The following is a 19,217-nucleotide window of genomic DNA, read 5'->3' as shown; positions in this document are numbered from 1 at the left end:
GGGCACTGCCGCGCGCCCGGGGCGCCCGGCCGGGGCGCCCGGGGCGCCCGGCCCGGGCGCGGCGGCAGACACCCGGCATTGCCGGTCATCCCTCTTGCCGGTAGACTGCGCGTCTTGCTTTGCGCCGGCCCGCACCGGCGGCGGCCACTGCGCCGCGCCGGGGACGCCCCCGGGACCTCGCCCCATTATCGCCGCGGGCGCACCCTCAAACACCTGATCCGGAGCCCCCATGCCAGTCGAACGCACCCTCTCTATCATTAAGCCCAACGCCGTCGCCAAAGACGCCATCGGCGCCATCCTGAGCCGTTTCGAGGCGGCCGGACTGCGCATCGTCGCCGCCCGCATGGTGCACCTGAGCAAGGAGCAGGCCGCGGCCTTCTATGCGGTGCATCAGGGCCGGCCGTTCTTCGCGGAACTGGTGGACTTCATGACCTCCGGGCCGGTCATGGTCCAGGCCCTGGAGGGTGAGGACGCGGTCGCGAAGAACCGCGACATCATGGGCGCCACCAACCCGGCCAACGCGGCCCCCGGCACCATCCGGGCGGACTTCGCCGACTCCTTTACCGAGAACGCGGTGCACGGCTCCGACGCCCCGGACACGGCGGCGGTGGAAATTGCGTTCTTTTTCCCCGAAGGCCTCTGCCCGCGCACCCGCTGACCCTGACCCGACCGGACCGCGCACCCGCGATGGATAACCCGCAAGAAGCCCAGGCCCCGGGGCCGAACCTGCTGGACCTGGACCTCACCGATTGTGAGGCACTGGTGGCCGCGCTTGGCTTCAAGACCTTCCACGGGCGCAATCTGTTCAAGTGGATCCACAAGCACGGGGTCGTCGATTATGACGCAATGACCGACGTGCCCAAGCGCCTGCGCGTCGCGCTGGCGGACCACACGCTGCTGCGCCTGCCCCGCATCATCCACTCCCGGCCGTCCGCGGACGGCACCCTGAAGTGGGTGATGGAGCTTGCTGACGGGCAGCGGGTCGAGACGGTGTACATCCCCGAGGAGGGGCGCAGTACCCTCTGCGTCTCCTCCCAGGTCGGGTGCGCGCTGGACTGCGCCTTCTGCGCCACGGCCCGCCAGGGATTCAATCGCAACCTGCGGGTGGGCGAGATCGTCGGCCAAGTCTGGCATGCGACACGACAACTGGGCACGGCGCCATCGAACGTGGTGATGATGGGCATGGGCGAGCCGCTCGCGAACTTCGAGGCGGTGGTCAAGGCCATGGCGGTCATGCAGGACGACCTGGCCTACAATCTTTCCAAATTCCGGGTCACCCTGAGCACCTCCGGTATCGTGCCCAATATCTATCGGTTGAGGGAGGTCAGCGACGTCGCCTTGGCCGTATCGCTGCATGCGCCCAACAACGCCCTGCGCGACCAATTGGTGCCGATCAATCGCAAGTACCCGCTGGAGGAGCTGCTGCCGGCCTGCCGCGCCTATCTCGCCGGGGATCAACGGCGCAAGATCACCTGGGAATATGTGATGCTCGACGGCATCAACGACAGTCTCCAGCACGCCAAACAGCTGATCCGACTATTGGAGGGCACCCCGTCCAAGCTCAACCTGATCCCCTTCAATCCGTTTCCCGACAGCGGCTTCAAGACCACACCCCCGGCGCAGCTGGAGGCCTTTCGCCAACGCCTGATGGGCTCCGGCCTGCTGGTTTTCACCCGCAAGACGCGCGGTGATGAGATCGCCGCCGCCTGCGGGCAATTGGTCGGCCGGGTGGAGGATCGCACCCGCCGCGGCGAACGCCCGGTCACGGTCGGTCTGCCCACCCTGCCGCCCGCCCCCGGCGCTGAACCTCCCCGGTGCCAGGCCCAATGAACCACCCCGCCACGCAGATGACGGCCTTGCTCCGGATCCTCGCCCTCTGCGCCCTGTGCCTGGCGAGCGCGTCCTGCAGCCGGCACCAGGCCCGCGGCACGCCGAGTTCGATCGACGTACCCAACGCTACCGAGAACAGCCCGGCGGACCTCTATATCGCGATCGCCGCGGAGTACTCCCGCTTGGGGCAGACGGAGGCGGCGCTGAAAAACGCGGAAAAGGCGATCACCGCGGACCAGCGCAACTCCGGCGGCTATTACATGCTGGCACTGATCTATCAGAAGATCGGGGAAACCCCGCTCGCCGAAGAAAACTTCAAGCGCGCCCTGGAGCTCACCCCCCGCAGCCCCGAAATCCTGGACGCCTATGGCAGCTTTTTCTGCACCCTGCGGCGCTACCCCGAGGCGCAGGCCCAGTACGCGAAGGCGCTCGCGAACCCGCTTTACAAAACCCCCTGGTTTTCGCTGGCCAACGCCGGCAATTGCGCGATGAGTGCCGGCGCGGCCGCCGCGGCCGAGACCTTCTACCAACGCGCACTGACCGCCAACCCCAAGTATGGCCCGGCCTTGTATATGCTGGCCGCCATCGAGCTGAACCGCAACAATGCCAAGGCGGCCAAGGCTTACCTGCGCCGCTACCTGGACGACTACCTCAGGGGCGTGTTCACCGCCAACGCCGACACCTTCCAGGCCTTGCAGTTGGCGATCAAGACCGAGCGCAAGCTGGGCAATGTCAAAGGCGCCGAGACCTACGAACAGGTCCTGCGCGACAAGTTTCCGTCCGAGAGCGCCCCCTCCAGCGCCCCATCTTCGGGACCTTCAATGAGCCCTTCGCGATGAATCAAATTCAAGCCGTCAGTCCGGACGATCAAAATGTCGTCGAGTTTTCCGAAAACCCCGGGCGCCGCCTGCGCGTGCAGCGCCAGTCCCGCGGGATCGAGGTCGAACGCATCGCCGCCCAACTCCATCTACGGGTCGCGACGGTCGAGGCCCTGGAACAGGACCGCTATCAGGACCTACCGGGGCCGGTGTTCGTCACCGGCTACCTGCGCAACTACGCGCGCCTGCTCGGCCTGGACGCGGAGCCGCTGATTGCCGCCTTTCGCACGGCCCATCCCGACCCGGAGCCGGTCGGCTTGCGGGTCAGTCCCCTGCCCCGGCAGGAGATCGGCAGCAGTCACATCCTGGTGCGATTGATCAGCCTCGCCTTGCTGGCCGCAGTGGTCGCCATGCTCACACTCTGGTGGCAGAACCGGTCCGAGTTGCTGTCGTCGCTGACTCCCGGCGACGCCTCCGGCCTCGCACTGACGACACCGGCCAACACCCGCCCGCCGCTGGACCAGACGAGCGCGCCGGCCACCCAAGGCGCCGCGGGTGCGGCGCTGCCGCTGCCGGCCGCTACCGGCACCGGCCCGGAACCCGAGCGGCCGGCGGCCCTCGCCCTGCCCCCCGCGCCACCCGCCACCCAGGCCCAAGGCCCGGCGGTCGCGACCCCCGACGCGCCCCCCGACGCGACCAGGACCGGCGCCGCGGCCGAGCCTGCGGCAGGCACGCCGACCGACCCCCCGGGCGAGGTCGTCCTCAACTTCTCCGCCACGACTTGGATCAACGTCCGTGACGCCACCGGCGCGCTGATCCTCAAAGGGCAGATGCGCAAGGGTGACACCCGGGTGCTGGCCGGCAGCCCGCCCTATGCCGTAACCATCGGCAACGCCGCGGCCTTGGGCATCACCGTCGGCGGCCGCCCCGTCGACCTGGCCGACCGCGCCCGCGGCAAGGACGCGCGCTTCAAGTTCGACCCGAGAAGCCCCGAATGAGCACCCCGGCCGACCAAATCAATCCGCACCTGGTGCGCGCAGTGGACTACTATAATCGCACTGTTTTCGAGCAGATCATGTCCAACCGACGGGCCTGCCCGTCGCTCCGGCGCCAACGGTAGCCTGGCGATCCAAGGCAACCCCCGCTGGAATCCAGCCGTTAGACGAGTGCCCAGACCCAAAAAGGAAACCGAGCGTGAGCGAATACGAAACCGACGACGAGAAGGTCGAGTCCATCAAGAAATGGTGGAAGGAAAACGGCATGTCCGTGGTGGGCGGGGTGGCGATCGGCCTCGCGGTCGTGTTCGGTTGGCGTACCTGGACCGACTACCGCAACGGTGTCGGCGCCCAGGCCTCGGCCGCCTTCGAGCAGTTGATGGTCAGTGCCGCCGCGGGTGAGGCCGAGTCGACCGCCAAGCAGGCGCAACTCCTGGACCAGCAATACGGCGCTACCCCCTACCCCGCCCTGGGCGCCCTGGTCGCGGCCCGGGTGCTGTATGAAAGTGGCGACGCCCCAGGGGCCATGACCGCCCTGCAACGGCTGCTCGTCAAGGCCCCGGACCCGGCCCTGACGCGCCTGGCGGCCCTGCGGCTCGCACGCATCCAACTCGCCCAGGGCCAACTGGACGCCGCCGCGGCCACCGTCGCCGCCCATGACGACGGCGCGGCCTTTGCCGGGGACTTTGCGGCCGTGCGTGGCGACCTCGCCGCCGCCCGCGGGGACAGTGCCGCGGCACGCGCCGCCTACGAAAAGGCCATCACCGCCGGGACCGGCCTGCCCCAGTTGATCCGGCTCAAGCTCGATAACCTGCCCACCGCCGGTTGAGGCCGACCGACACCATGCCCACCCGGCACCCCGCCTACCGTCGCGCCCTGCGCACCTGCACTGCATTGCTGGTCGCCGGCGTCGTGACCGGTTGCAGTAACATCCCCTGGCTCGGCGGCGAGAAGGACCCCAGCCCGCCGACCAAACTCGCCACCATCGTCCCCGAGGTCACCGCCACCACCCTGTGGTCGGCACGCCTCACCAAGGGCAGCGAGGGCCGACGCCTCTATCTGGTCCCGGCGGTCGGCGGGGGCCGCGTCTACGTGGCCGACGCACGCGGGCGGGTAGTCGCCGCGGATGCGGGCAGCGGGCGCGTCCTGTGGCAGAAGGACACCAAGCTGCCGCTGAGCGCGGGCCCGGAACTGGCCGGGGAGCGCCTGATCCTGGGGACCAGCGACGGCCAGGTCATCGCGCTGTCCGGCACCGACGGCAAGCAACTGTGGCGCGCCCAGCTCAGTGGGGAGGTCCTCTCGGTACCCCGACGCACCGACGACGGCAAGGTGATCATCCACACCCTCGACGACAGCGTCTTCGCGCTCGATGAGGCCAAGGGTACCGAGCTGTGGCGGGTTCCCTACCCGGCACCGGTCCTGACGCTGCGCGGCAGCGGCACCCCCGTGATCGCCCCCACCGGGGTCATCGTCGGACTCGCCGGCGGCAAGCTGGTCAAACTCGACCCGGCGGACGGTACCCCGCTGTGGGAGGTCATCGTCACCGCGCCGGGCGGGCGCTCGGAATTGGCCCGCGTCACGGACATCGATGCCGACCCGGTGGTCATCGGCAAGGTCATCTTCGTCGGCACCTACAACGGCGACCTGGCGGCGGTCGACCTGGACGGCGGCGGCGTGCTGTGGCGCCGGGAACTGTCGTCCCACGCCGGGCTGGCCGCCACGCAGTCCAACCTCTTCATCACCGACTCCGCGGACCTGGTGTGGGGCGCCGACCCGGTCGGCGGCGCGGGGCGCTGGAAACAGGAACGGCTGCGCAACCGCCAACTCACCGCCCCGGCCCTGCTCGGCAACCTGATCGCCGTGGGTGATCTGGACGGCTGGCTGCACCTGCTGGCCCAGGCCGACGGCCGACTGGTCGGCCGCACCCGGGTGAGCAAGAAGGCCATCACCGCCCGCCCGCTGGCGGTTGGCAACCGGCTCTATGTCTACGCCACCGACGGCACCCTGGCCGTGCTCAGTACCGGCACGGCCCCCGGGGGGAGCCGCGGCGGCGCCCAGTCAGCGGCGGCCGTGGACGAGGCCGCACTCCCCACCCAGGTGACCAGGGCCGCCAAGCCCGCGACTGCCGCACCGCCGGCGGCACCCGCAGCGCCGCCCCCGGCCCCGGCAAAGCCGTCGGCCAAGCCGGCGGCGACGCCCCAGAACCCAGCCCGTAACACACGCTAAAGAGGCACCTCCGACATGCTGCCCGTCATCACCCTGGTGGGCCGTCCGAATGTCGGCAAGTCCACCCTGTTCAACCGGCTCACCCAGAGCCGGGACGCCCTCGTGGCCAACTTCCCCGGCCTCACCCGCGACCGCCAGTACGGGGTCGGCCGCGTCGGTCCCAACCCCTACGTAGTGGTCGACACCGGCGGGATCAGCTTCAACGCCGACGGGGTCGAGGCCCTGATGCAGCGCCAGGTCCAGGCCGCCATCGAGGAGGCGGACCAGATCATCTTCCTGGTCGACGCCAAGGACGGCTGCACCGCCGGCGACCACGAGATCGGCGAGCGCCTGCGTCGGCTTGGCAAGCCCTTGAGCCTGGTGGTCAACAAGGCCGACCACGCGGAGCGCGAACTGGTCGCCGCGGAGTTCCATGCCCTGGGCCTCGGCGACCCCGTGCCCATCTCCGCCAGCCAGGGGCGCGGGGTGCGCACCCTCATGGAAGGGCTGCTGGAGGAACTGGCGTTCCGCGCCGCGCAGGTCGTCCCGGACCCCGACGCCGAGGCCACCGGCGCGGACGAGGGCATCAAGGTCGCCGTGGTCGGGCGCCCCAATGCCGGCAAGTCCACCCTCATCAACCGACTCCTGGGTGAGGAGCGACTGGTCACCTGCGATCTGCCCGGCACCACCCGCGACAGTATCTTCATCCCGGTCGAATACCGCGGGCGCCGCTATACCCTGATCGATACCGCCGGCGTGCGGCGCCGCGGCAAGGTCACGGACGTGATCGAGAAGTTCAGCATCATCAAGACGCTCCAGGCGATCGAGGCGTGCAACGTCATCATCATGGTGCTGGACGCCCACGAAGGTGTCGGCGAGCAGGACGCGACCCTGGCCGGTCACATCATCGACAGCGGGCGCGCGCTGGTGGTCGCCATCAACAAATGGGACGGGCTGGACACCGATGCCCGCACCCAGGTCCACACCCAGATCGAGCGCAAGCTCGGCTTTCTCGACTTCGCCGCCCAGCATCGCATCTCCGCCCTGCACGGCAGCGGCGTAGGGCTGCTGCTCGATGAGGTCGACCGCGCCTACGCCAACGCCATGCGCGACATTCCCACCCCCGAGATGACCCGGCTCTTGGAAGCCGCGGTCCAGGAGCACCAGCCGCCGCTGGTGCACGGCCGGCGCATCAAGCTGCGCTATGCCCACCAGGGCGGGCGCAACCCGCCGCTCATCATCATCCACGGCAACCAGACCGAGAACGTCCCCGACACCTACCGGCGCTATCTCATCAACCGCTTCCGCAAGGACTTGGGTCTCTCCGGCACCCCGCTGCGCATCGAGTTCAAGAGCGGCACCAACCCCTTCAAGGGCATAAAGAACAACCTGACCGAGCGGCAGATCAAGCACCGGGCGCGGCTCAAGGCGTACGTCAGGCGCAAGTAGCTCAAGCGTCGCCCCCATGCCGTCGTCCGTCTTCCTCACGCGGGTCGTGCTGCGCAATTACAAGAGCATCGCGGCCTGCGACGTACGGCTCGGACCATTGACCTATCTGCTCGGGCCGAACGGGTCCGGTAAGAGCAATTTTCTCGATGCCCTGCATCTGGTGGCGGATGCCCTCAATGGCTCGCTGGACCACGCGCTGAATCAGCGTGGCGGGCTCAACGAGGTGCGGCGGCGATCGAGCGGACGCCCGAACCACTTTGGGATTCGGCTGGAGTTTCAGCTACCCGTCAAGCCCCATGACATCTATCTCCAGGGCTTCTATGCCTTCTGGGTGGGCGCCCTCAAGGGTGGCGGTTACGAGGTCCAGGACGAAGAGTGCGTGATCGGTTTAGGGGACAAGAACCGTGGGTTCAAGCTTCAGCGCGGCAACTTAGTCGCAACCAGCGAGGCGTCCTTTCCCGCAGTCACGTCGGACCGGCTCGGACTCGTTGCCGCGTCCGGGCTCCCCGCCTTCCGGCCCGTCTTCGACGCACTGACTGCCATGGGCTTCTATAACCTGGACCCGAAGCTCATGCGGGAGCTTCAGAAACCTCAGGAAGGTCGGCTACTCAAGCCATCCGGGGAGAATATCGCCAGCGTGGTACGGCACTTGGTGCGCACAGCCCCAGAGACGCTCGAGTTGGTCAGCGAATACCTGCACGCGGTGGTTCCTATGGTCCAGGGCGTGGAGCACAAGTCGTTCGGCCCCATGGAGACCCTGGAGTTTCGCCAAGACGTGGCGGGCTCTGAATCTCCCTGGCGCTTTCCCGCGCAGGGCATGTCGGACGGTACCCTGCGGGTCTTCGGTGCACTCGTCGCCTTGTTTCAGGGCGTCGGCGATGATTCGGTCAGGCTGGTCGGAATCGAAGAGCCCGAGACGGCGCTCCACCCCGCCGCCTTCGCCGCCTTGCGCGAGGCACTGCAACGGGCTGCCGAAAAGACCCAGGTGCTGGTCACCAGCCACAGCCCGGACCTGCTCGATGACTCCGGACTGAGCCCCGCGACGTTACTCGCGGTCGTCTCTGAAGGCGGCGAATCCCGAATTGCCCCGATCGATGCCGCGTCGCGTCAGATGCTCGAAGAACACCTGTTCACCACGGGCGAGCTCATGCGGCTCAATCAGCTAGGTCCGGATCGAGAGGCGATCCCAGGCCCAGGGTCCCGCCCCGCCGATTTGTTCGAGGCACTCCCACCCCCGCCTATGCCTGTGCGCATCCACACGCCGCGCGGAGTCGAATAGCGTCGACGCCTGCTGGACGCGGACGACGACTGCCCGGCGACCCGCGGCCCCGAGATCTTGGACCGTGCCCGGCGGGTGGTGCCCCACAGGTCGGTTTCGAGTGGTCCAGGCAGTTCGGCCAGCCGCCCGAGCACGTCGCTGGCCCCTGATGGCCTGGTACCTCAAAAGGCATCCGCCCAGCCGCCGTCTACGCAGGCTCTTGTGCCTCGGATTCCGTACGTTCCCCGCCTTGTAGCCCACATCGCGAACGCACCGAGGCTGGCAAGCGATGCGGGCTAAATAGAACCCATTGATGCACACCCGGGTGACGCGCGACGCTGTTGCAGTGCACAATAGGGGGTGCGACCCTTGGGCGCCCTGCCGGTAGCGCGCAGGACGCTTGAGTGCAGGTGAGGCCCGTCGCACCTGCCGGACGCCGCACCGGGCCCCAGGGCCGGTGTCGCGGGGGGCCGACCGGCGCCCACAGCCTTCGCAATCCACACAGGATCAAGCATGCAATCGACCAGACCCGTGTTCCTGGATCTGTGGCGGATCAGACTCCCCGCCACCGGTTACGTCTCCATCTTCCACCGCATCAGCGGCGTCCTGATGGTCTTGGCCATCCCGGTCGGGGCGATCATCTTCGACCAGGCCGTGTCGGGACCCGAGGGCTTCGCCGCCAGCGCCGCCTTCCTCCACCATTGGTTGGTGCGGCTGGCCCTGATCGCGCTGGCCTGGAGCATCCTGCACCACCTGTTCGCGGGGATTCGCTACCTGCTCCTGGATTTGCGCATCGGGCTCGACCGGGCCTCCTCACGGGTCAGCGCCTGGGTCGTGATGGTCGCGGCGGTGGTGGTCCTGGGCTTGGTTCTGATCTGGAGGATCGCACAATGAGTCGCCAGGCATCCGGCGTCATCGCGTGGTTGACCCAGCGGGTCACCGCCGTCTATCTCGCGGTCTTCATGGCCTATCTCTTCATCCACTTCCTGGTCGACGCCCCGGCGGACGATCAGGCCCTGCGCGCCTGGGTGGCCCAACCCATGGTGACCGCCGCGCTGCTGATCTTCTTCCCGATTCTCCTGTCCCACGCCTGGGTCGGCATCCGCGACGTCTTTCTGGACTATGTGAAGAACGTCGGCCTGCGCATGATCCTGCTCGCGCTCGTCGCCTTCATGTTCCTGGCCTCCGGGCTCTGGGGCTTCAAGGCCATCGTTATCGCCGTCATCAAAGCAGGAATGCCAGGGTAATCCGTCCATGTCCATCCCAACCAGACACTTCGATGCCCTGATCATCGGCGCCGGCGGCGCCGGCCTGAACGCGGCACTGCAACTGGCGACCGCCGACATCCATGTGGCAGTGGTCTCCAAGGTCTTCCCGACCCGCTCCCACACGGTGGCGGCCCAGGGCGGAGTCAATGCCGCACTCGCCAACGTCCTGCCGGACAACTGGCACTGGCACATGTTCGATACGGTGAAGGGCTCCGACTATCTCGGGGACCAGGACGCCATCGAGTTCATGTGCCGCGAGGCGATCCCGACGGTCTATGAGCTGGAGCACGCGGGTGTGCCCTTCTCGCGGCTCGACAACGGCAAGATCTACCAGCGTCCCTTCGGCGGTCAGAGCCAGGACTTCGGCGGCGACCAGGCGGCGCGTACCTGCGCGGCGGCGGACCGCACCGGACACGCCATACTGCACACCCTCTATCAGCAGAACATCCGCGCCAAGACCCACTTTTTCGACGAGTTTTTCGCGCTCGACCTGGTGCGTGACAAGGAGGGCATCATCTGCGGGGCCCTGGTACTGGAGATCGAGACCGGCGAGCCGCTGCTGATCGAGGCCACGGCGATCCTGCTCGCCACCGGCGGCTGCGGTCAGATCTTCCGCACCACCTCCAACGCCCACATCAACACCGGTGACGGCTGCGCCATGACCTTGCGCGCCGGGGTGCCGCTGATGGACATGGAGTTCTACCAGTTCCACCCCACCGGTATCGCCGGCAAGGGCATGCTGATCACCGAGGGGGTGCGCGGCGAGGGCGGCTTCCTGGTCAATAAGGACGGGGAGCGCTTCATGGAGCGGTATGCCCCGCGCGCCAAGGACCTGGCAAGCCGCGACGTGGTCGCGCGCTCCATCGTCACCGAGGTCAAGGAGGGGCGCGGTGCCGGCGAGAACGGCGATTACATCTACCTCAAGCTCGAGCACCTGGGCGCGGACGTCATCGAAAAGCGCCTGCCCGGCATCCGCGAATCGAGCCGCATCTTCGCCGGGGCCGATCCGGTGCGAGAGCCCATCCCCGTCTTCCCCACCGCCCATTACCAGATGGGCGGCATCCCCACCGACCGTTTCGGGCGCGTGGTGATCCCGGCCAAATTCGGTGCGGAAGAGGTCATCTCCGGGCTCTATGCCGCCGGTGAGTGCGCCTGCGCCTCGGTCCACGGGGCCAATCGCCTGGGCGGCAACTCGCTCCTGGACATCCTGGTGTTCGGGCGTCTGGCCGGCAAGGACATCATCGAGTATGTGCGCGCCAACCCCCACCGGCGTGAGACCGACCCGGTCAGCCTGGAGCAGGCCATGGCCCGCCTCACCCGCTGGGACCGCACGGGCGAGGGCGTGCCGGCGCATCAACTGCGGGCCGAATTCCGCAAATGCATGGAGGACCACGCGGGGGTCTTCCGCACCGAGGAGGTCATGGCCGAGGGCTACCAGAAGCTCAGCGAACTGCGCGAACGCTTCAAGGAGGCCCGGCTCGGGGACCAATCCAAGGTCTTCAACACCGCCCGTATCGAGGCCCTGGAACTGGAAAACCTGATCGACGTGGGGCTCGCCGTCGCGGTGTCCGCCCTGCACCGCAAGGAGAGCCGCGGCGCCCACTCGCGGCCCGATTACCCCAAGCGTGACGACGTCAACTGGATGAAGCACAGTCTGTACTATCGCGACGGCGACCGCATGGACTACAAGCGGGTGCGCACGAAGCCGTTGACGGTCGAGTCGTTCCCGCCGGCGGAGCGGACCTATTAGGAAGTGGCAAGTGGATAGTGGTTGGCGGCAAGCCGGAGGTTCCGCGGCGCGGACCGCACCTCTGCAAGGCCCCAACCACTGATCTTCACCCACTGACCACTAACCACTTACGACCAGTCACTCATCATGAAGATCAGCGTCTACCGCTATAACCCCGACGTCGACCAGAAGCCGCGCATGCAGACCTATGAGGTCCGCCCCGTCCAGGGCATGATGCTGCGCGACGCCCTGCTGGAGATCAAGAAACAGGACGAGAGCTTTGCCTTCCGCCACTCCTGCGGGGAGGGCGTGTGCGGCTCGGACGGGGTCAACGTCAACGGCAAGAATTGCCTCGCCTGCGTCACCCCCATCACCGAGCTTGCGCAGCCCATCGTGGTCCGTCCCTTCCCGGGCCGCCCGGTGATCCGGGACCTGGTGGTGGACATGACCCAGTTCTACGAGCAGTACCGGGCGGTCAAGCCCTACCTGATCCGCACCGACCCCATGCCCGAGCAGGAGATCCCCCAGTCCCCCGAGGACCGGGATCAACTCGATGGACTCTACGAGTGCATCCTGTGCGGCTGCTGCTCGACCGCCTGCCCCTCCTTCTGGTGGAACCCGGAGAAGTTCCACGGTCCCGCCGCACTACTCCAGGCCTGGCGCTTCCTCGCCGATACCAGAGACCAGGCGACGGAAGAGCGGTTGGACGCACTGGACGGTCCCTACAAGCTGTTCCGCTGCCACACCATCATGAACTGCGTCGAGGTCTGCCCCAAGGGCCTGAACCCCACCCGCGCCATCGGGCGGATCAAGGACCTGATGTTGGAGAAGGGCCTGTAGCCCCGCATCAGACCCCGCCCAGGACCGGGCGGGGGCTTTGCGTAGGATGGGTAGAGCGCAGCGAAACCCATCTCCAACGCCCCGGTCAAGCGTTGCCCGCCAGGTTTCGCCGCGCTCTACCCGGCCTACGAACGGATCGCCAACCATGACCGACACCACCCCAGATCCGGACGGCACCACCGACGAAGAGATCCGCCGTCTGCGCTGGCAATGCCGCCGCGGCATGTTGGAACTGGACCATCTCCTGATGCCCTTCCTGGACCAGGGTTACCGAGACCTGGACCCGCGGGGGCGCGCCGAATTCGTCACCCTCCTCGCCCAACAGGACCAGGACTTGAGCGATTGGTTCATGTCCCGCCGCGTCCACGAGGATCCACGGCTGCATGAGCTGATCCGGCATATCGTGGCGGTCGTGGCCGCCCAGCACCCCTGAGCGAGACCCGGGCTAACGGCCATGGCGCCTGCCCCACCCCGGAATATGAAAGTTGCGGGCGCCATGGCCGTTCCCTCACCCCGCCCTCTCCCAGAGGGAGAGGGAGAATTGGAGCGCGCTCCCGGCGCGACTTTCACGGTAAGCCATGGCCTCCCATCGTGAACAACCGCCGCTCCTGATCCAACCCCGCTTCTCCCGGCGACTCGCCGCCTTCGTCGCACTCACCCATCTGCTGGCCGCCGCCGCCATCCTCGCACTGCCCGGGGCCGCCTGGCTGCTGCTGCTGATCCCGGTCGGCCTGAGCCTCACCTATCAGTTCTATGTCCGGGTCCTGGGCCGCGCGCCCTGGTCCATCCGCGCGGCCACCTGGCAGGCCGACGGCACCTGGACCATCGTCTTGCTCTCCGGGACCGAAACCGAGGCCCGCCTGGCCCCATCGACCTTCGTCAGCGTTCCGCTGGTGGTACTGAACCTGCGCCGCGGCTATGTTCGCCGCTGGGCGCTCCCACTCTTCGCCGATGCCCTGGACCGCGAACAACTGCGCCGGTTGCGGCAACGCCTGCGGATCGAAGGGACCGGCCAGCATCGCGATATAGATCAGGTCGAACACGCAGCATAGGAGACCGAGCGCCAGAATGAAGCCGTTCGGGCCGGTGAAACCCTCTGCACCCAGGACGCCGAACAGGATCGGCGAAAAGTGGCATAATCCCGGATCAAATCACTTTCATCCGCAAGATTGACGACGATTTTGCCAGTCTTGGGGCCTTGGGAACAAGATGACAAAGCTCTGCGTGACCCGGCATGGCGAAACCGATTGGAATATCGCCCAAATTCTCCAGGGCTGGATCGATGTGCCGATGAACGACACCGGCCGACGGCAGGCCCTGGAACTGGCGGAAACCCTGGCAACCTTTGGCTTTTCCCGGGTCTGCACCAGCCCGCTGCGCCGGTCCGCGGAGACCGCGGAGATCATCGCCCAAGTCTGGGGACTGCCGGCCCCGGACGCTTATGAGGGCCTGAAGGAGCGCCACTTCGGCCTGATTCAGGGGATGCCCAAGAGCGAACTGTCGCTCACCCACCCCGGCCTCCACGAGGAGATCCAGCGGCGCAATCCCGGCTGCCATTTCGACGAAGGCGAATCGCTCGATCATTTCGCGGACCGGGTCCTGGCGGCCCTGGACGACATCGCCAGTGAGCACTCCACCGACCGCATTCTGGTGATCACCCACGGCTGGGTCATGGACGTTATTACGCGACACATCCAGGGCCTGGCGCGTGACACCGTGCTCAACCTCAAGCGCAAGAATGGCGAATCGGTGTGGCTCGAGGTCACACCCCATGCCACCCTGTGCGAGTGCGAGGCCCCGCAAAGGGTCAGCTGAACAGCAACCCGATCATTCAACCAGAAAAAAGCAGTTTAGCCGCAAATGAACGCAAATTAACGCCAATAATCAGAGACGTGGCCTTTACCGAATGTTCACCGTCGGGGTGACACACGCGACAATGCTAACCAGCAGGTTTATTTGCGCTTATTTGCGTTCATTTGCGGCCAAATACTCTTTTTGGATTCAATAGTGTCCGCTGCGGCCCATCGCACAGGACCCACGAGGAAACCACATAGAATGTATCAGCCACGCCCGCCCGCCGCGGCCCTATCCCTAGTCCCGCTACTGCTCGCCAGCCTCGCGGGTCCGGTCGCCGCCGCACCCGCGATCCAGCCGCTCAACACGGCGGTGATCAGGGCCACCACCGGACTATGCCTGCGCGGGACCACCTGCCATGTGGACAAAGCCGGGGTCTGGGTGCCGAAGACCAAGGTGGCGATCGTCAGCGTCTCGGCGGCGGAGCAGGCCGACGTGGCACTCTATGTGGACCTGGAGATCAGTACCCGCAAGGAAATGTACAATTGCGGGGACTCCGACGGCAGCGGCTGCATCTTCCGCATGAAATACATGGGCCCCGCGCTCTATGTCTACGGAGCCGACCACGGCAACACCTACCTGGGCTCCAACGTCACCACCACCAACCTGAGCTTCCCGAGCGGCTACGGTATCGTGCTCGCCGCCGGCACCCCGGTCTATGTGCATCTGGACGTGCGCAACCAGAGCTTGATCGACCTCAAGGTGGATCAGGATGCCTGGATCTACTATGTGCCGGTCGAATAAAGAACGGTTCACTGATAAGTTAAACAAGTCAATTAGAGCACGCCTTTAGCGTCGTTGTCGTTGTCGTTGTCGTTGTCGTTGTCGTTGTCGAGATTATTGTGACGCCCCGGATTCTCTCGCACCGCAAATTGCATCGATTCTCGATTACGATTACGACAACGACAACGACAATGATCGCTTTTGACGTGTGCTCGACTCGTTACCAAGACTCCCCCGTCAGGTAACCTCACTATCATCTTCGCCGTCGGTATCGAAAGGCGAAGTCTCCTCCCCGGTGATCGCGACCCACTGCCCCGGCAACGCGTAAGTCGCATCACCCAAAGCGCCATCGATCACCGGCAGCAGGAGCGCGTAGCCCACCCGCCAGCGCAGCGCATCGACCTGCACCGACGCGGACTTGGGATTGAGCTTCACCACCTGGCCGAACCGCTCCTGGCCTTGGCGATCCTTGAAACCCACCCGATCGCCGACCCGCAGGCTATTGCGGTCCAGCGCCTGGCGTTTCTGCGAGGCGATGGCCACGTCCTGACCCTCCAGTTCAATCACTCAGTCCAGCGCGAACTCTTGCTTCCAGGAGTCGTCTCCGACCGGTGCCGGCTGGCTGGTCTTGGCGAGCAGGAAATTCCCGACCGCCAGATAATCCATGCCGGTGCGCATGAAGCAGCGGTAAGCATCGGCCGGGGTACAGACCACGGGTTCCCCGCGCACGTTGAAGGACGTATTGACCAGGACGGCGCACCCCGTCTTGTCATTGAAACGGGTCAGCAGCGCATGGTAGCGCGGATTGGTCTCGCGATGCACCGTTTGGATGCGCGCGGAATAGTCGACATGGGTGATCGCGGGAAGGCGCGAACGCGGCACATTGAGCCGGTCGATGCCGAAGAGCCGCTCCTGCTCCGGCGTCATGGCAATGCGCAGTTGCTCGGTGACGGGTGCGACCAGCAGCATATAGGGGCTGGGGCGGTCCAACTCGAAATACTCCCCGACCCGTTCGGCCAGCACCGAGGGGGCAAAGGGCCGGAAGGACTCACGGTACTTGATCTTGAGGTTCATGACCGACTGCATCTTGGGGGCACGCGGGTCTCCCAGGATGGAGCGCGCACCCAGGGCCCGGGGTCCGAATTCCATGCGCCCTTGGTGCCAGCCGACGACCTGCTGAGCGGCCAGGAGGTCGGCAACGCGCTCTACCAGCGTCACTTCGTCGAGTTCCTCATAGCACGCGCCGGCGGCCTCGAGTTGGCGGCGGATCTCATCGGCCGGATAGTCCGGCCCCAAATAGGACCCGGACATGCAATCGCTGCCGGTCAGCGGGCGCGGGCGGTCGTATTTGTCGTACCACGCCACCAGGGCGGCCCCCAAGGCACCGCCGGCATCGCCCGCGGCGGGCTGAATCCAGATGTCCTTGAAGACCCCGGAACGCAACAGTTCACCATTGGCCACGCAGTTCAAGGCGACGCCGCCGGCCAGGCAGAGACGCTCAATCCCGGTCTCTTGGCGGATGGTCTTGCCCAGACGCAGGACGACCTCCTCCGTCACCTTCTGAATCGACGCGGCGATATCCATCTCGCGCTGCGTGAGGTCGGTCTCGGCCGTCCGTGGAGCACCCCCGAACAGCCGATCGAACCGCTTGTTCGTCATGGTAAGGCCGGTGCAGTAGTTGAAATACTGCATATCCAGCCGGAAGGTGCCGTCGTCCTTAAGGTCGATGAGATGATGCAGGATGAGGTCGACATACCTGGGCTCGCCATAGGGGGCCAGGCCCATCAGCTTGTACTCTCCGGAATTGACCTTGAATCCGGTATAGTAGGTAAAGGCGGAGTAGAGCAGACCCAACGAATGGGGAAAGTCGATCTCCCAGAGCGGCTCGAGCCGATTGCCCCGGCCGCGCCACACCGTGGTCGTCGCCCATTCCCCGACCCCGTCGAGGCACAGCACCGCCGCCTCCTCGAACGGGCTCGGGTAGAAGGCCGAGGCGGCATGTGATTGGTGATGTTGCGCAAACAGCAGCGGTGGCAGGTCCTTTTCGGCGATGCCGCCGAGCGCGGCGAGTTCCTGCTTCAGGGTGCTCTTGAGATAGAGCTTTTCCTTCAGCCACACCGGCATTGCCGCCATGAACGAGCGCAGGCCATGGGGAGCGTAAGCCAGATAGGTTTCCAGCAGGCGCTCGAATTTGACCAGCGGCTTGTCGTAGAACACCACGTCATCGATGTCGGCCAGGCTCAGACCGGCCGCGTCGAGGCAGTACCCTAGCGCATGGCGGGGAAAGCGCGCATCGTGCTTCTTGCGGGAGAAGCGCTCCTCCTGGGCGGCGGCCACGATGGTGCCGGACTGCACCAGGGCGACGGCACTGTCATGGTAATAGGCGGAGATGCCCAGGATGTTCATTCGCGCTGACTCCGGAGGTGGCGGGGGCCGCGTGGGTCGGCCGTCGCCTGTGGGTTAATGACGCTCGGCCGACGCAACGCCCGCCGCGAATGCACAACCAAAAACATTCGGCTAGACGTGGATAAAGTATATCAGAATTCAGTCGTGGGGGACCGCTCTCCACCGGGGGAGTTAAACGCCGTCATGGCGGATGTCAATCGACAATTCAATCTGCTGCCCGCCCCCGCCGCGCTGGAGTTTGGCCCGCAGACGGTCGCGGCGGCGCTCCCGTTCCGGCCCCGGCGGCAGGGTCACGGTAAATTCCATGGCACGGGCGAGATCGCCGCCGCGATGCTCGTAGAAGCGCGCCAGGGCGGCGCGGGCCTGCAAGTCGCCACGCGCCGCCAAATCCTGCCAGATGCCGAGCGCCGACCCCCAGTCACCGGCACGGCGATGCAGCCGCGCCAGGTCATGCAGGCCCGGGGCGTCCAGGCCGCGCCGGTTGGCGGTCAGGATGCGCAGGGCCAGCGGTTGGTCGCCGTGGGCCAGGTGGGCGGCGGCGACCGCCCGGCAGTCGGCGCCGAAGGCGGCCGGATCACGGTAGACGGCATCCAGGACCGGGAGCAGACCGGCCAGGGAGAGTAGATCCGCCCGGTTGTGACGAAGGCAGGCGGCCAACGGGCCGGTCTCCCCGCGCCGCAGCCAACCGAGCCAGGCGGCCGGGGCGGCGGACCCGGGAAGGTCGCCGTCGCGGTGCACCCCGAGCAGGCGCGACTCGGCGGTGGCGAGCCGGCAGTCGGGCCAGGCGCGGGCGAAGGCGCGGCGTGTCGGCGCCAGCAGGTCGAGATGCGGGAGCGCGGTCAGCGGGTCCGGGCGGGCGGCGAGCCTGAAGCGGGTGGCCAACAGTGGGGCGTCAAAGGTACGGCCGTTATAAGTCAGGAGGCACGCGGGCGGCGCCAGTTCGGCGGCGACCCGCTCCAGGTAGGCCGACTCCGCGTCGAGGCGGGTCAGCAGATATTGGCGCAGGCACCAACCGGCGCCGTCGGGGCGCAGCAGGCCGGTGAGAAAGGCCCAGGTGCCGGTGCCGCCGGCCAGTCCGCTGGTCTCGGTGTCGAGACAGAGCCACGGACTCAATGGCTGCGCAGTTGGTGGATGCGCCGCGCTTATCCACCCGACAGGGGGAACCGGGGTCCAGGGCAGGTGCACGAGGCGATGGGAAGACCCAAGCAGCACCCGGCCGTGCCGCAGTCGCGGGTCCAGTCGCCGCTCCAGACAAAGGACCCCGGGGCACAGGAGCGCGGCGCCCAGGGCCACGGCGAGCGCGGACTCGTCGGGAGTCCCGGTCGCGACCGGGGCGGGCGTCACCCGCCCGGTCGAGATCCGTCGCAGCCGCTCGGTGAGCGAGGGCCCGTCAGGCGGCGACACCGCCGCATTGGCGTCCGGGACTGCCGCCGGGGCGCGGATACGCCGGAGCCGCTCTTCAAACCCCATGATAAAGAGACCTCTGCGCCACCCTCAGGCCTCGGTCAATTCGCGCAGCACCTCGGGATGCCGCTGCGCCAACCTGAGCAGCGTCTTGGCCGCGCCGCTCGGCTGACGCCGACCTTGCTCCCACTCGTGAAGCGTGCGCACCGACACCCCCAAGAGTGCGGCGAATTGTGCCTGCGACAGGCCGCAACGCTCGCGGGCGGCGATGATCGGCGAGTACACCAGGGTCCCCAGGCCCGCATTCATCTGGCCGATGGATTCCAGGAGGTCATCGCCTAAGTCGCGTGCTGTTTCAAACGCCTGGAGTTGTTCATCGGTCAGGGGTTGCGTATTCGATGGCATGACTGCTCTGCGTAGCCGCGATGACGGTGTACA

General features: G+C 66.8%; 21 protein-coding genes. 17 read left to right on the top strand and 4 right to left on the bottom strand.

The window, feature by feature from the left end; translation table 11 throughout:
* The first annotated feature begins 229 nt into the window (after positions 1-229).
* The 17 genes from ndk to QZY48_RS09600 all read left to right on the top strand — a co-directional run bounded on the left by ndk (position 230) and on the right by QZY48_RS09600 (position 14,990).
* The gene (ndk, locus tag QZY48_RS09680; RefSeq protein WP_100918612.1) at positions 230-658 is read left to right on the top strand and encodes a nucleoside-diphosphate kinase; all 429 of its coding nucleotides are present in this window, start codon (positions 230-232) and stop codon (positions 656-658) included.
* A gap of 29 nt (positions 659-687) precedes the next feature.
* The gene (gene rlmN, locus QZY48_RS09675) at positions 688-1,830 is read left to right on the top strand and encodes a 23S rRNA (adenine(2503)-C(2))-methyltransferase RlmN (protein WP_295430523.1); all 1,143 of its coding nucleotides are present in this window, start codon (positions 688-690) and stop codon (positions 1,828-1,830) included.
* 17 nt (positions 1,831-1,847) lie between these two features.
* Complete coding sequence (pilW, locus tag QZY48_RS09670) at positions 1,848-2,669, top strand: type IV pilus biogenesis/stability protein PilW (protein ID WP_295430521.1); 822 nt, start codon at positions 1,848-1,850, stop codon at positions 2,667-2,669.
* Positions 2,666-3,646, top strand: a complete 981-nt coding sequence (locus tag QZY48_RS09665; protein ID WP_295430519.1) for a RodZ family helix-turn-helix domain-containing protein — start codon at positions 2,666-2,668, stop codon at positions 3,644-3,646. Before pilW ends, QZY48_RS09665 begins: the two co-directional genes overlap by 4 nt.
* Positions 3,643-3,768: a hypothetical protein gene (locus QZY48_RS09660; RefSeq protein WP_295430517.1), complete on the top strand. Its 126-nt coding sequence runs from the start codon at positions 3,643-3,645 to the stop codon at positions 3,766-3,768. Before QZY48_RS09665 ends, QZY48_RS09660 begins: the two co-directional genes overlap by 4 nt.
* A gap of 74 nt (positions 3,769-3,842) precedes the next feature.
* Positions 3,843-4,472, top strand: coding sequence for a tetratricopeptide repeat protein (locus QZY48_RS09655; RefSeq protein WP_295430515.1), 630 nt, complete (start codon positions 3,843-3,845; stop codon positions 4,470-4,472).
* A 14-nt stretch (positions 4,473-4,486) separates the two neighbouring features.
* Complete coding sequence (gene bamB / locus QZY48_RS09650; RefSeq protein ID WP_295430513.1) at positions 4,487-5,869, top strand: outer membrane protein assembly factor BamB; 1,383 nt, start codon at positions 4,487-4,489, stop codon at positions 5,867-5,869.
* Between the two features lie 15 nt (positions 5,870-5,884).
* The gene (gene der, locus QZY48_RS09645) at positions 5,885-7,297 is read left to right on the top strand and encodes a ribosome biogenesis GTPase Der (protein WP_295430511.1); all 1,413 of its coding nucleotides are present in this window, start codon (positions 5,885-5,887) and stop codon (positions 7,295-7,297) included.
* Between the two features lie 16 nt (positions 7,298-7,313).
* Positions 7,314-8,576, top strand: coding sequence for an AAA family ATPase (locus QZY48_RS09640; protein WP_295430509.1), 1,263 nt, complete (start codon positions 7,314-7,316; stop codon positions 8,574-8,576).
* Between the two features lie 492 nt (positions 8,577-9,068).
* Positions 9,069-9,449, top strand: a complete 381-nt coding sequence (gene sdhC / locus QZY48_RS09635; RefSeq protein WP_295430508.1) for a succinate dehydrogenase, cytochrome b556 subunit — start codon at positions 9,069-9,071, stop codon at positions 9,447-9,449.
* Positions 9,446-9,802 carry a succinate dehydrogenase, hydrophobic membrane anchor protein gene (gene sdhD, locus QZY48_RS09630; RefSeq protein ID WP_295430506.1) on the top strand — a complete coding sequence of 119 codons (357 nt, stop codon included), beginning with the start codon at positions 9,446-9,448 and terminating at the stop codon, positions 9,800-9,802. Before sdhC ends, sdhD begins: the two co-directional genes overlap by 4 nt.
* A 7-nt stretch (positions 9,803-9,809) precedes the next feature.
* Positions 9,810-11,573 carry a succinate dehydrogenase flavoprotein subunit gene (gene sdhA, locus QZY48_RS09625; protein WP_295430504.1) on the top strand — a complete coding sequence of 588 codons (1,764 nt, stop codon included), beginning with the start codon at positions 9,810-9,812 and terminating at the stop codon, positions 11,571-11,573.
* Between the two features lie 126 nt (positions 11,574-11,699).
* Positions 11,700-12,392 carry a succinate dehydrogenase iron-sulfur subunit gene (locus tag QZY48_RS09620; protein WP_295430502.1) on the top strand — a complete coding sequence of 231 codons (693 nt, stop codon included), beginning with the start codon at positions 11,700-11,702 and terminating at the stop codon, positions 12,390-12,392.
* A gap of 145 nt (positions 12,393-12,537) precedes the next feature.
* Positions 12,538-12,825: a succinate dehydrogenase assembly factor 2 gene (locus tag QZY48_RS09615; protein ID WP_295430500.1), complete on the top strand. Its 288-nt coding sequence runs from the start codon at positions 12,538-12,540 to the stop codon at positions 12,823-12,825.
* A gap of 145 nt (positions 12,826-12,970) precedes the next feature.
* On the top strand, positions 12,971-13,444 hold the full coding sequence (locus QZY48_RS09610) for a protein YgfX (RefSeq protein ID WP_295430498.1): 474 nt from the start codon (positions 12,971-12,973) through the stop codon (positions 13,442-13,444).
* 157 nt (positions 13,445-13,601) lie between these two features.
* Positions 13,602-14,207 (top strand): histidine phosphatase family protein, encoded by a 606-nt coding sequence (locus tag QZY48_RS09605; RefSeq protein WP_295430496.1) that lies wholly within the window; start codon positions 13,602-13,604, stop codon positions 14,205-14,207.
* 240 nt (positions 14,208-14,447) lie between these two features.
* A complete protein-coding gene (locus QZY48_RS09600) occupies positions 14,448-14,990 on the top strand; it encodes a hypothetical protein (RefSeq protein ID WP_295430494.1) in 543 nt (180 codons plus the stop codon).
* A 216-nt stretch (positions 14,991-15,206) separates the two neighbouring features.
* Here the strand turns inward: QZY48_RS09600 and QZY48_RS09595 are convergent, their stop codons facing one another.
* The 4 genes from QZY48_RS09595 to QZY48_RS09580 all read right to left on the bottom strand — a co-directional run bounded on the left by QZY48_RS09595 (position 15,207) and on the right by QZY48_RS09580 (position 19,184).
* Positions 15,207-15,512 carry a hypothetical protein gene (locus QZY48_RS09595; protein ID WP_295430492.1) on the bottom strand — a complete coding sequence of 102 codons (306 nt, stop codon included), beginning with the start codon at positions 15,510-15,512 and terminating at the stop codon, positions 15,207-15,209.
* 24 nt (positions 15,513-15,536) lie between these two features.
* A complete protein-coding gene (locus QZY48_RS09590; protein WP_295430490.1) occupies positions 15,537-17,375 on the bottom strand; it encodes a carbamoyltransferase in 1,839 nt (612 codons plus the stop codon).
* A gap of 171 nt (positions 17,376-17,546) precedes the next feature.
* Positions 17,547-18,845, bottom strand: coding sequence for a ribonuclease H-like domain-containing protein (locus QZY48_RS09585; RefSeq protein ID WP_295430488.1), 1,299 nt, complete (start codon positions 18,843-18,845; stop codon positions 17,547-17,549).
* A 24-nt stretch (positions 18,846-18,869) separates the two neighbouring features.
* Positions 18,870-19,184: a helix-turn-helix domain-containing protein gene (locus tag QZY48_RS09580; RefSeq protein ID WP_295430486.1), complete on the bottom strand. Its 315-nt coding sequence runs from the start codon at positions 19,182-19,184 to the stop codon at positions 18,870-18,872.
* Positions 19,185-19,217 lie beyond the last annotated feature (33 nt).

It is taken from the genome of uncultured Thiodictyon sp. (assembly GCF_903828115.1).
Lineage (GTDB): Bacteria > Pseudomonadota > Gammaproteobacteria > Chromatiales > Chromatiaceae > Thiodictyon.
The sequence above is the reverse complement of the archived record's forward strand: the minus strand, read 5'-3'. Positions and strand labels throughout refer to the sequence as shown.

What these genes read in the sequence shown, in the direction of transcription:
- ndk (WP_100918612.1), top strand. Translation starts at nt 230, where the DNA reads ATGCCAGTCGAACGCACCCTCTCTATCATTAAGCCCAACGCCGTCGCC.
- rlmN (WP_295430523.1), top strand. Translation starts at nt 688, where the DNA reads ATGGATAACCCGCAAGAAGCCCAGGCCCCGGGGCCGAACCTGCTGGAC.
- pilW (WP_295430521.1), top strand. Translation starts at nt 1,848, where the DNA reads ATGACGGCCTTGCTCCGGATCCTCGCCCTCTGCGCCCTGTGCCTGGCG.
- QZY48_RS09665 (WP_295430519.1), top strand. Translation starts at nt 2,666, where the DNA reads ATGAATCAAATTCAAGCCGTCAGTCCGGACGATCAAAATGTCGTCGAG.
- QZY48_RS09660 (WP_295430517.1), top strand. Translation starts at nt 3,643, where the DNA reads ATGAGCACCCCGGCCGACCAAATCAATCCGCACCTGGTGCGCGCAGTG.
- bamB (WP_295430513.1), top strand. Translation starts at nt 4,487, where the DNA reads ATGCCCACCCGGCACCCCGCCTACCGTCGCGCCCTGCGCACCTGCACT.
- der (WP_295430511.1), top strand. Translation starts at nt 5,885, where the DNA reads ATGCTGCCCGTCATCACCCTGGTGGGCCGTCCGAATGTCGGCAAGTCC.
- QZY48_RS09640 (WP_295430509.1), top strand. Translation starts at nt 7,314, where the DNA reads ATGCCGTCGTCCGTCTTCCTCACGCGGGTCGTGCTGCGCAATTACAAG.
- sdhC (WP_295430508.1), top strand. Translation starts at nt 9,069, where the DNA reads ATGCAATCGACCAGACCCGTGTTCCTGGATCTGTGGCGGATCAGACTC.
- sdhD (WP_295430506.1), top strand. Translation starts at nt 9,446, where the DNA reads ATGAGTCGCCAGGCATCCGGCGTCATCGCGTGGTTGACCCAGCGGGTC.
- sdhA (WP_295430504.1), top strand. Translation starts at nt 9,810, where the DNA reads ATGTCCATCCCAACCAGACACTTCGATGCCCTGATCATCGGCGCCGGC.
- QZY48_RS09620 (WP_295430502.1), top strand. Translation starts at nt 11,700, where the DNA reads ATGAAGATCAGCGTCTACCGCTATAACCCCGACGTCGACCAGAAGCCG.
- QZY48_RS09615 (WP_295430500.1), top strand. Translation starts at nt 12,538, where the DNA reads ATGACCGACACCACCCCAGATCCGGACGGCACCACCGACGAAGAGATC.
- QZY48_RS09610 (WP_295430498.1), top strand. Translation starts at nt 12,971, where the DNA reads ATGGCCTCCCATCGTGAACAACCGCCGCTCCTGATCCAACCCCGCTTC.
- QZY48_RS09605 (WP_295430496.1), top strand. Translation starts at nt 13,602, where the DNA reads ATGACAAAGCTCTGCGTGACCCGGCATGGCGAAACCGATTGGAATATC.
- QZY48_RS09600 (WP_295430494.1), top strand. Translation starts at nt 14,448, where the DNA reads ATGTATCAGCCACGCCCGCCCGCCGCGGCCCTATCCCTAGTCCCGCTA.
- QZY48_RS09590 (WP_295430490.1), bottom strand. Translation starts at nt 17,375, where the DNA reads ATGAACATCCTGGGCATCTCCGCCTATTACCATGACAGTGCCGTCGCC.
- QZY48_RS09585 (WP_295430488.1), bottom strand. Translation starts at nt 18,845, where the DNA reads ATGGGGTTTGAAGAGCGGCTCCGGCGTATCCGCGCCCCGGCGGCAGTC.
- QZY48_RS09580 (WP_295430486.1), bottom strand. Translation starts at nt 19,184, where the DNA reads ATGCCATCGAATACGCAACCCCTGACCGATGAACAACTCCAGGCGTTT.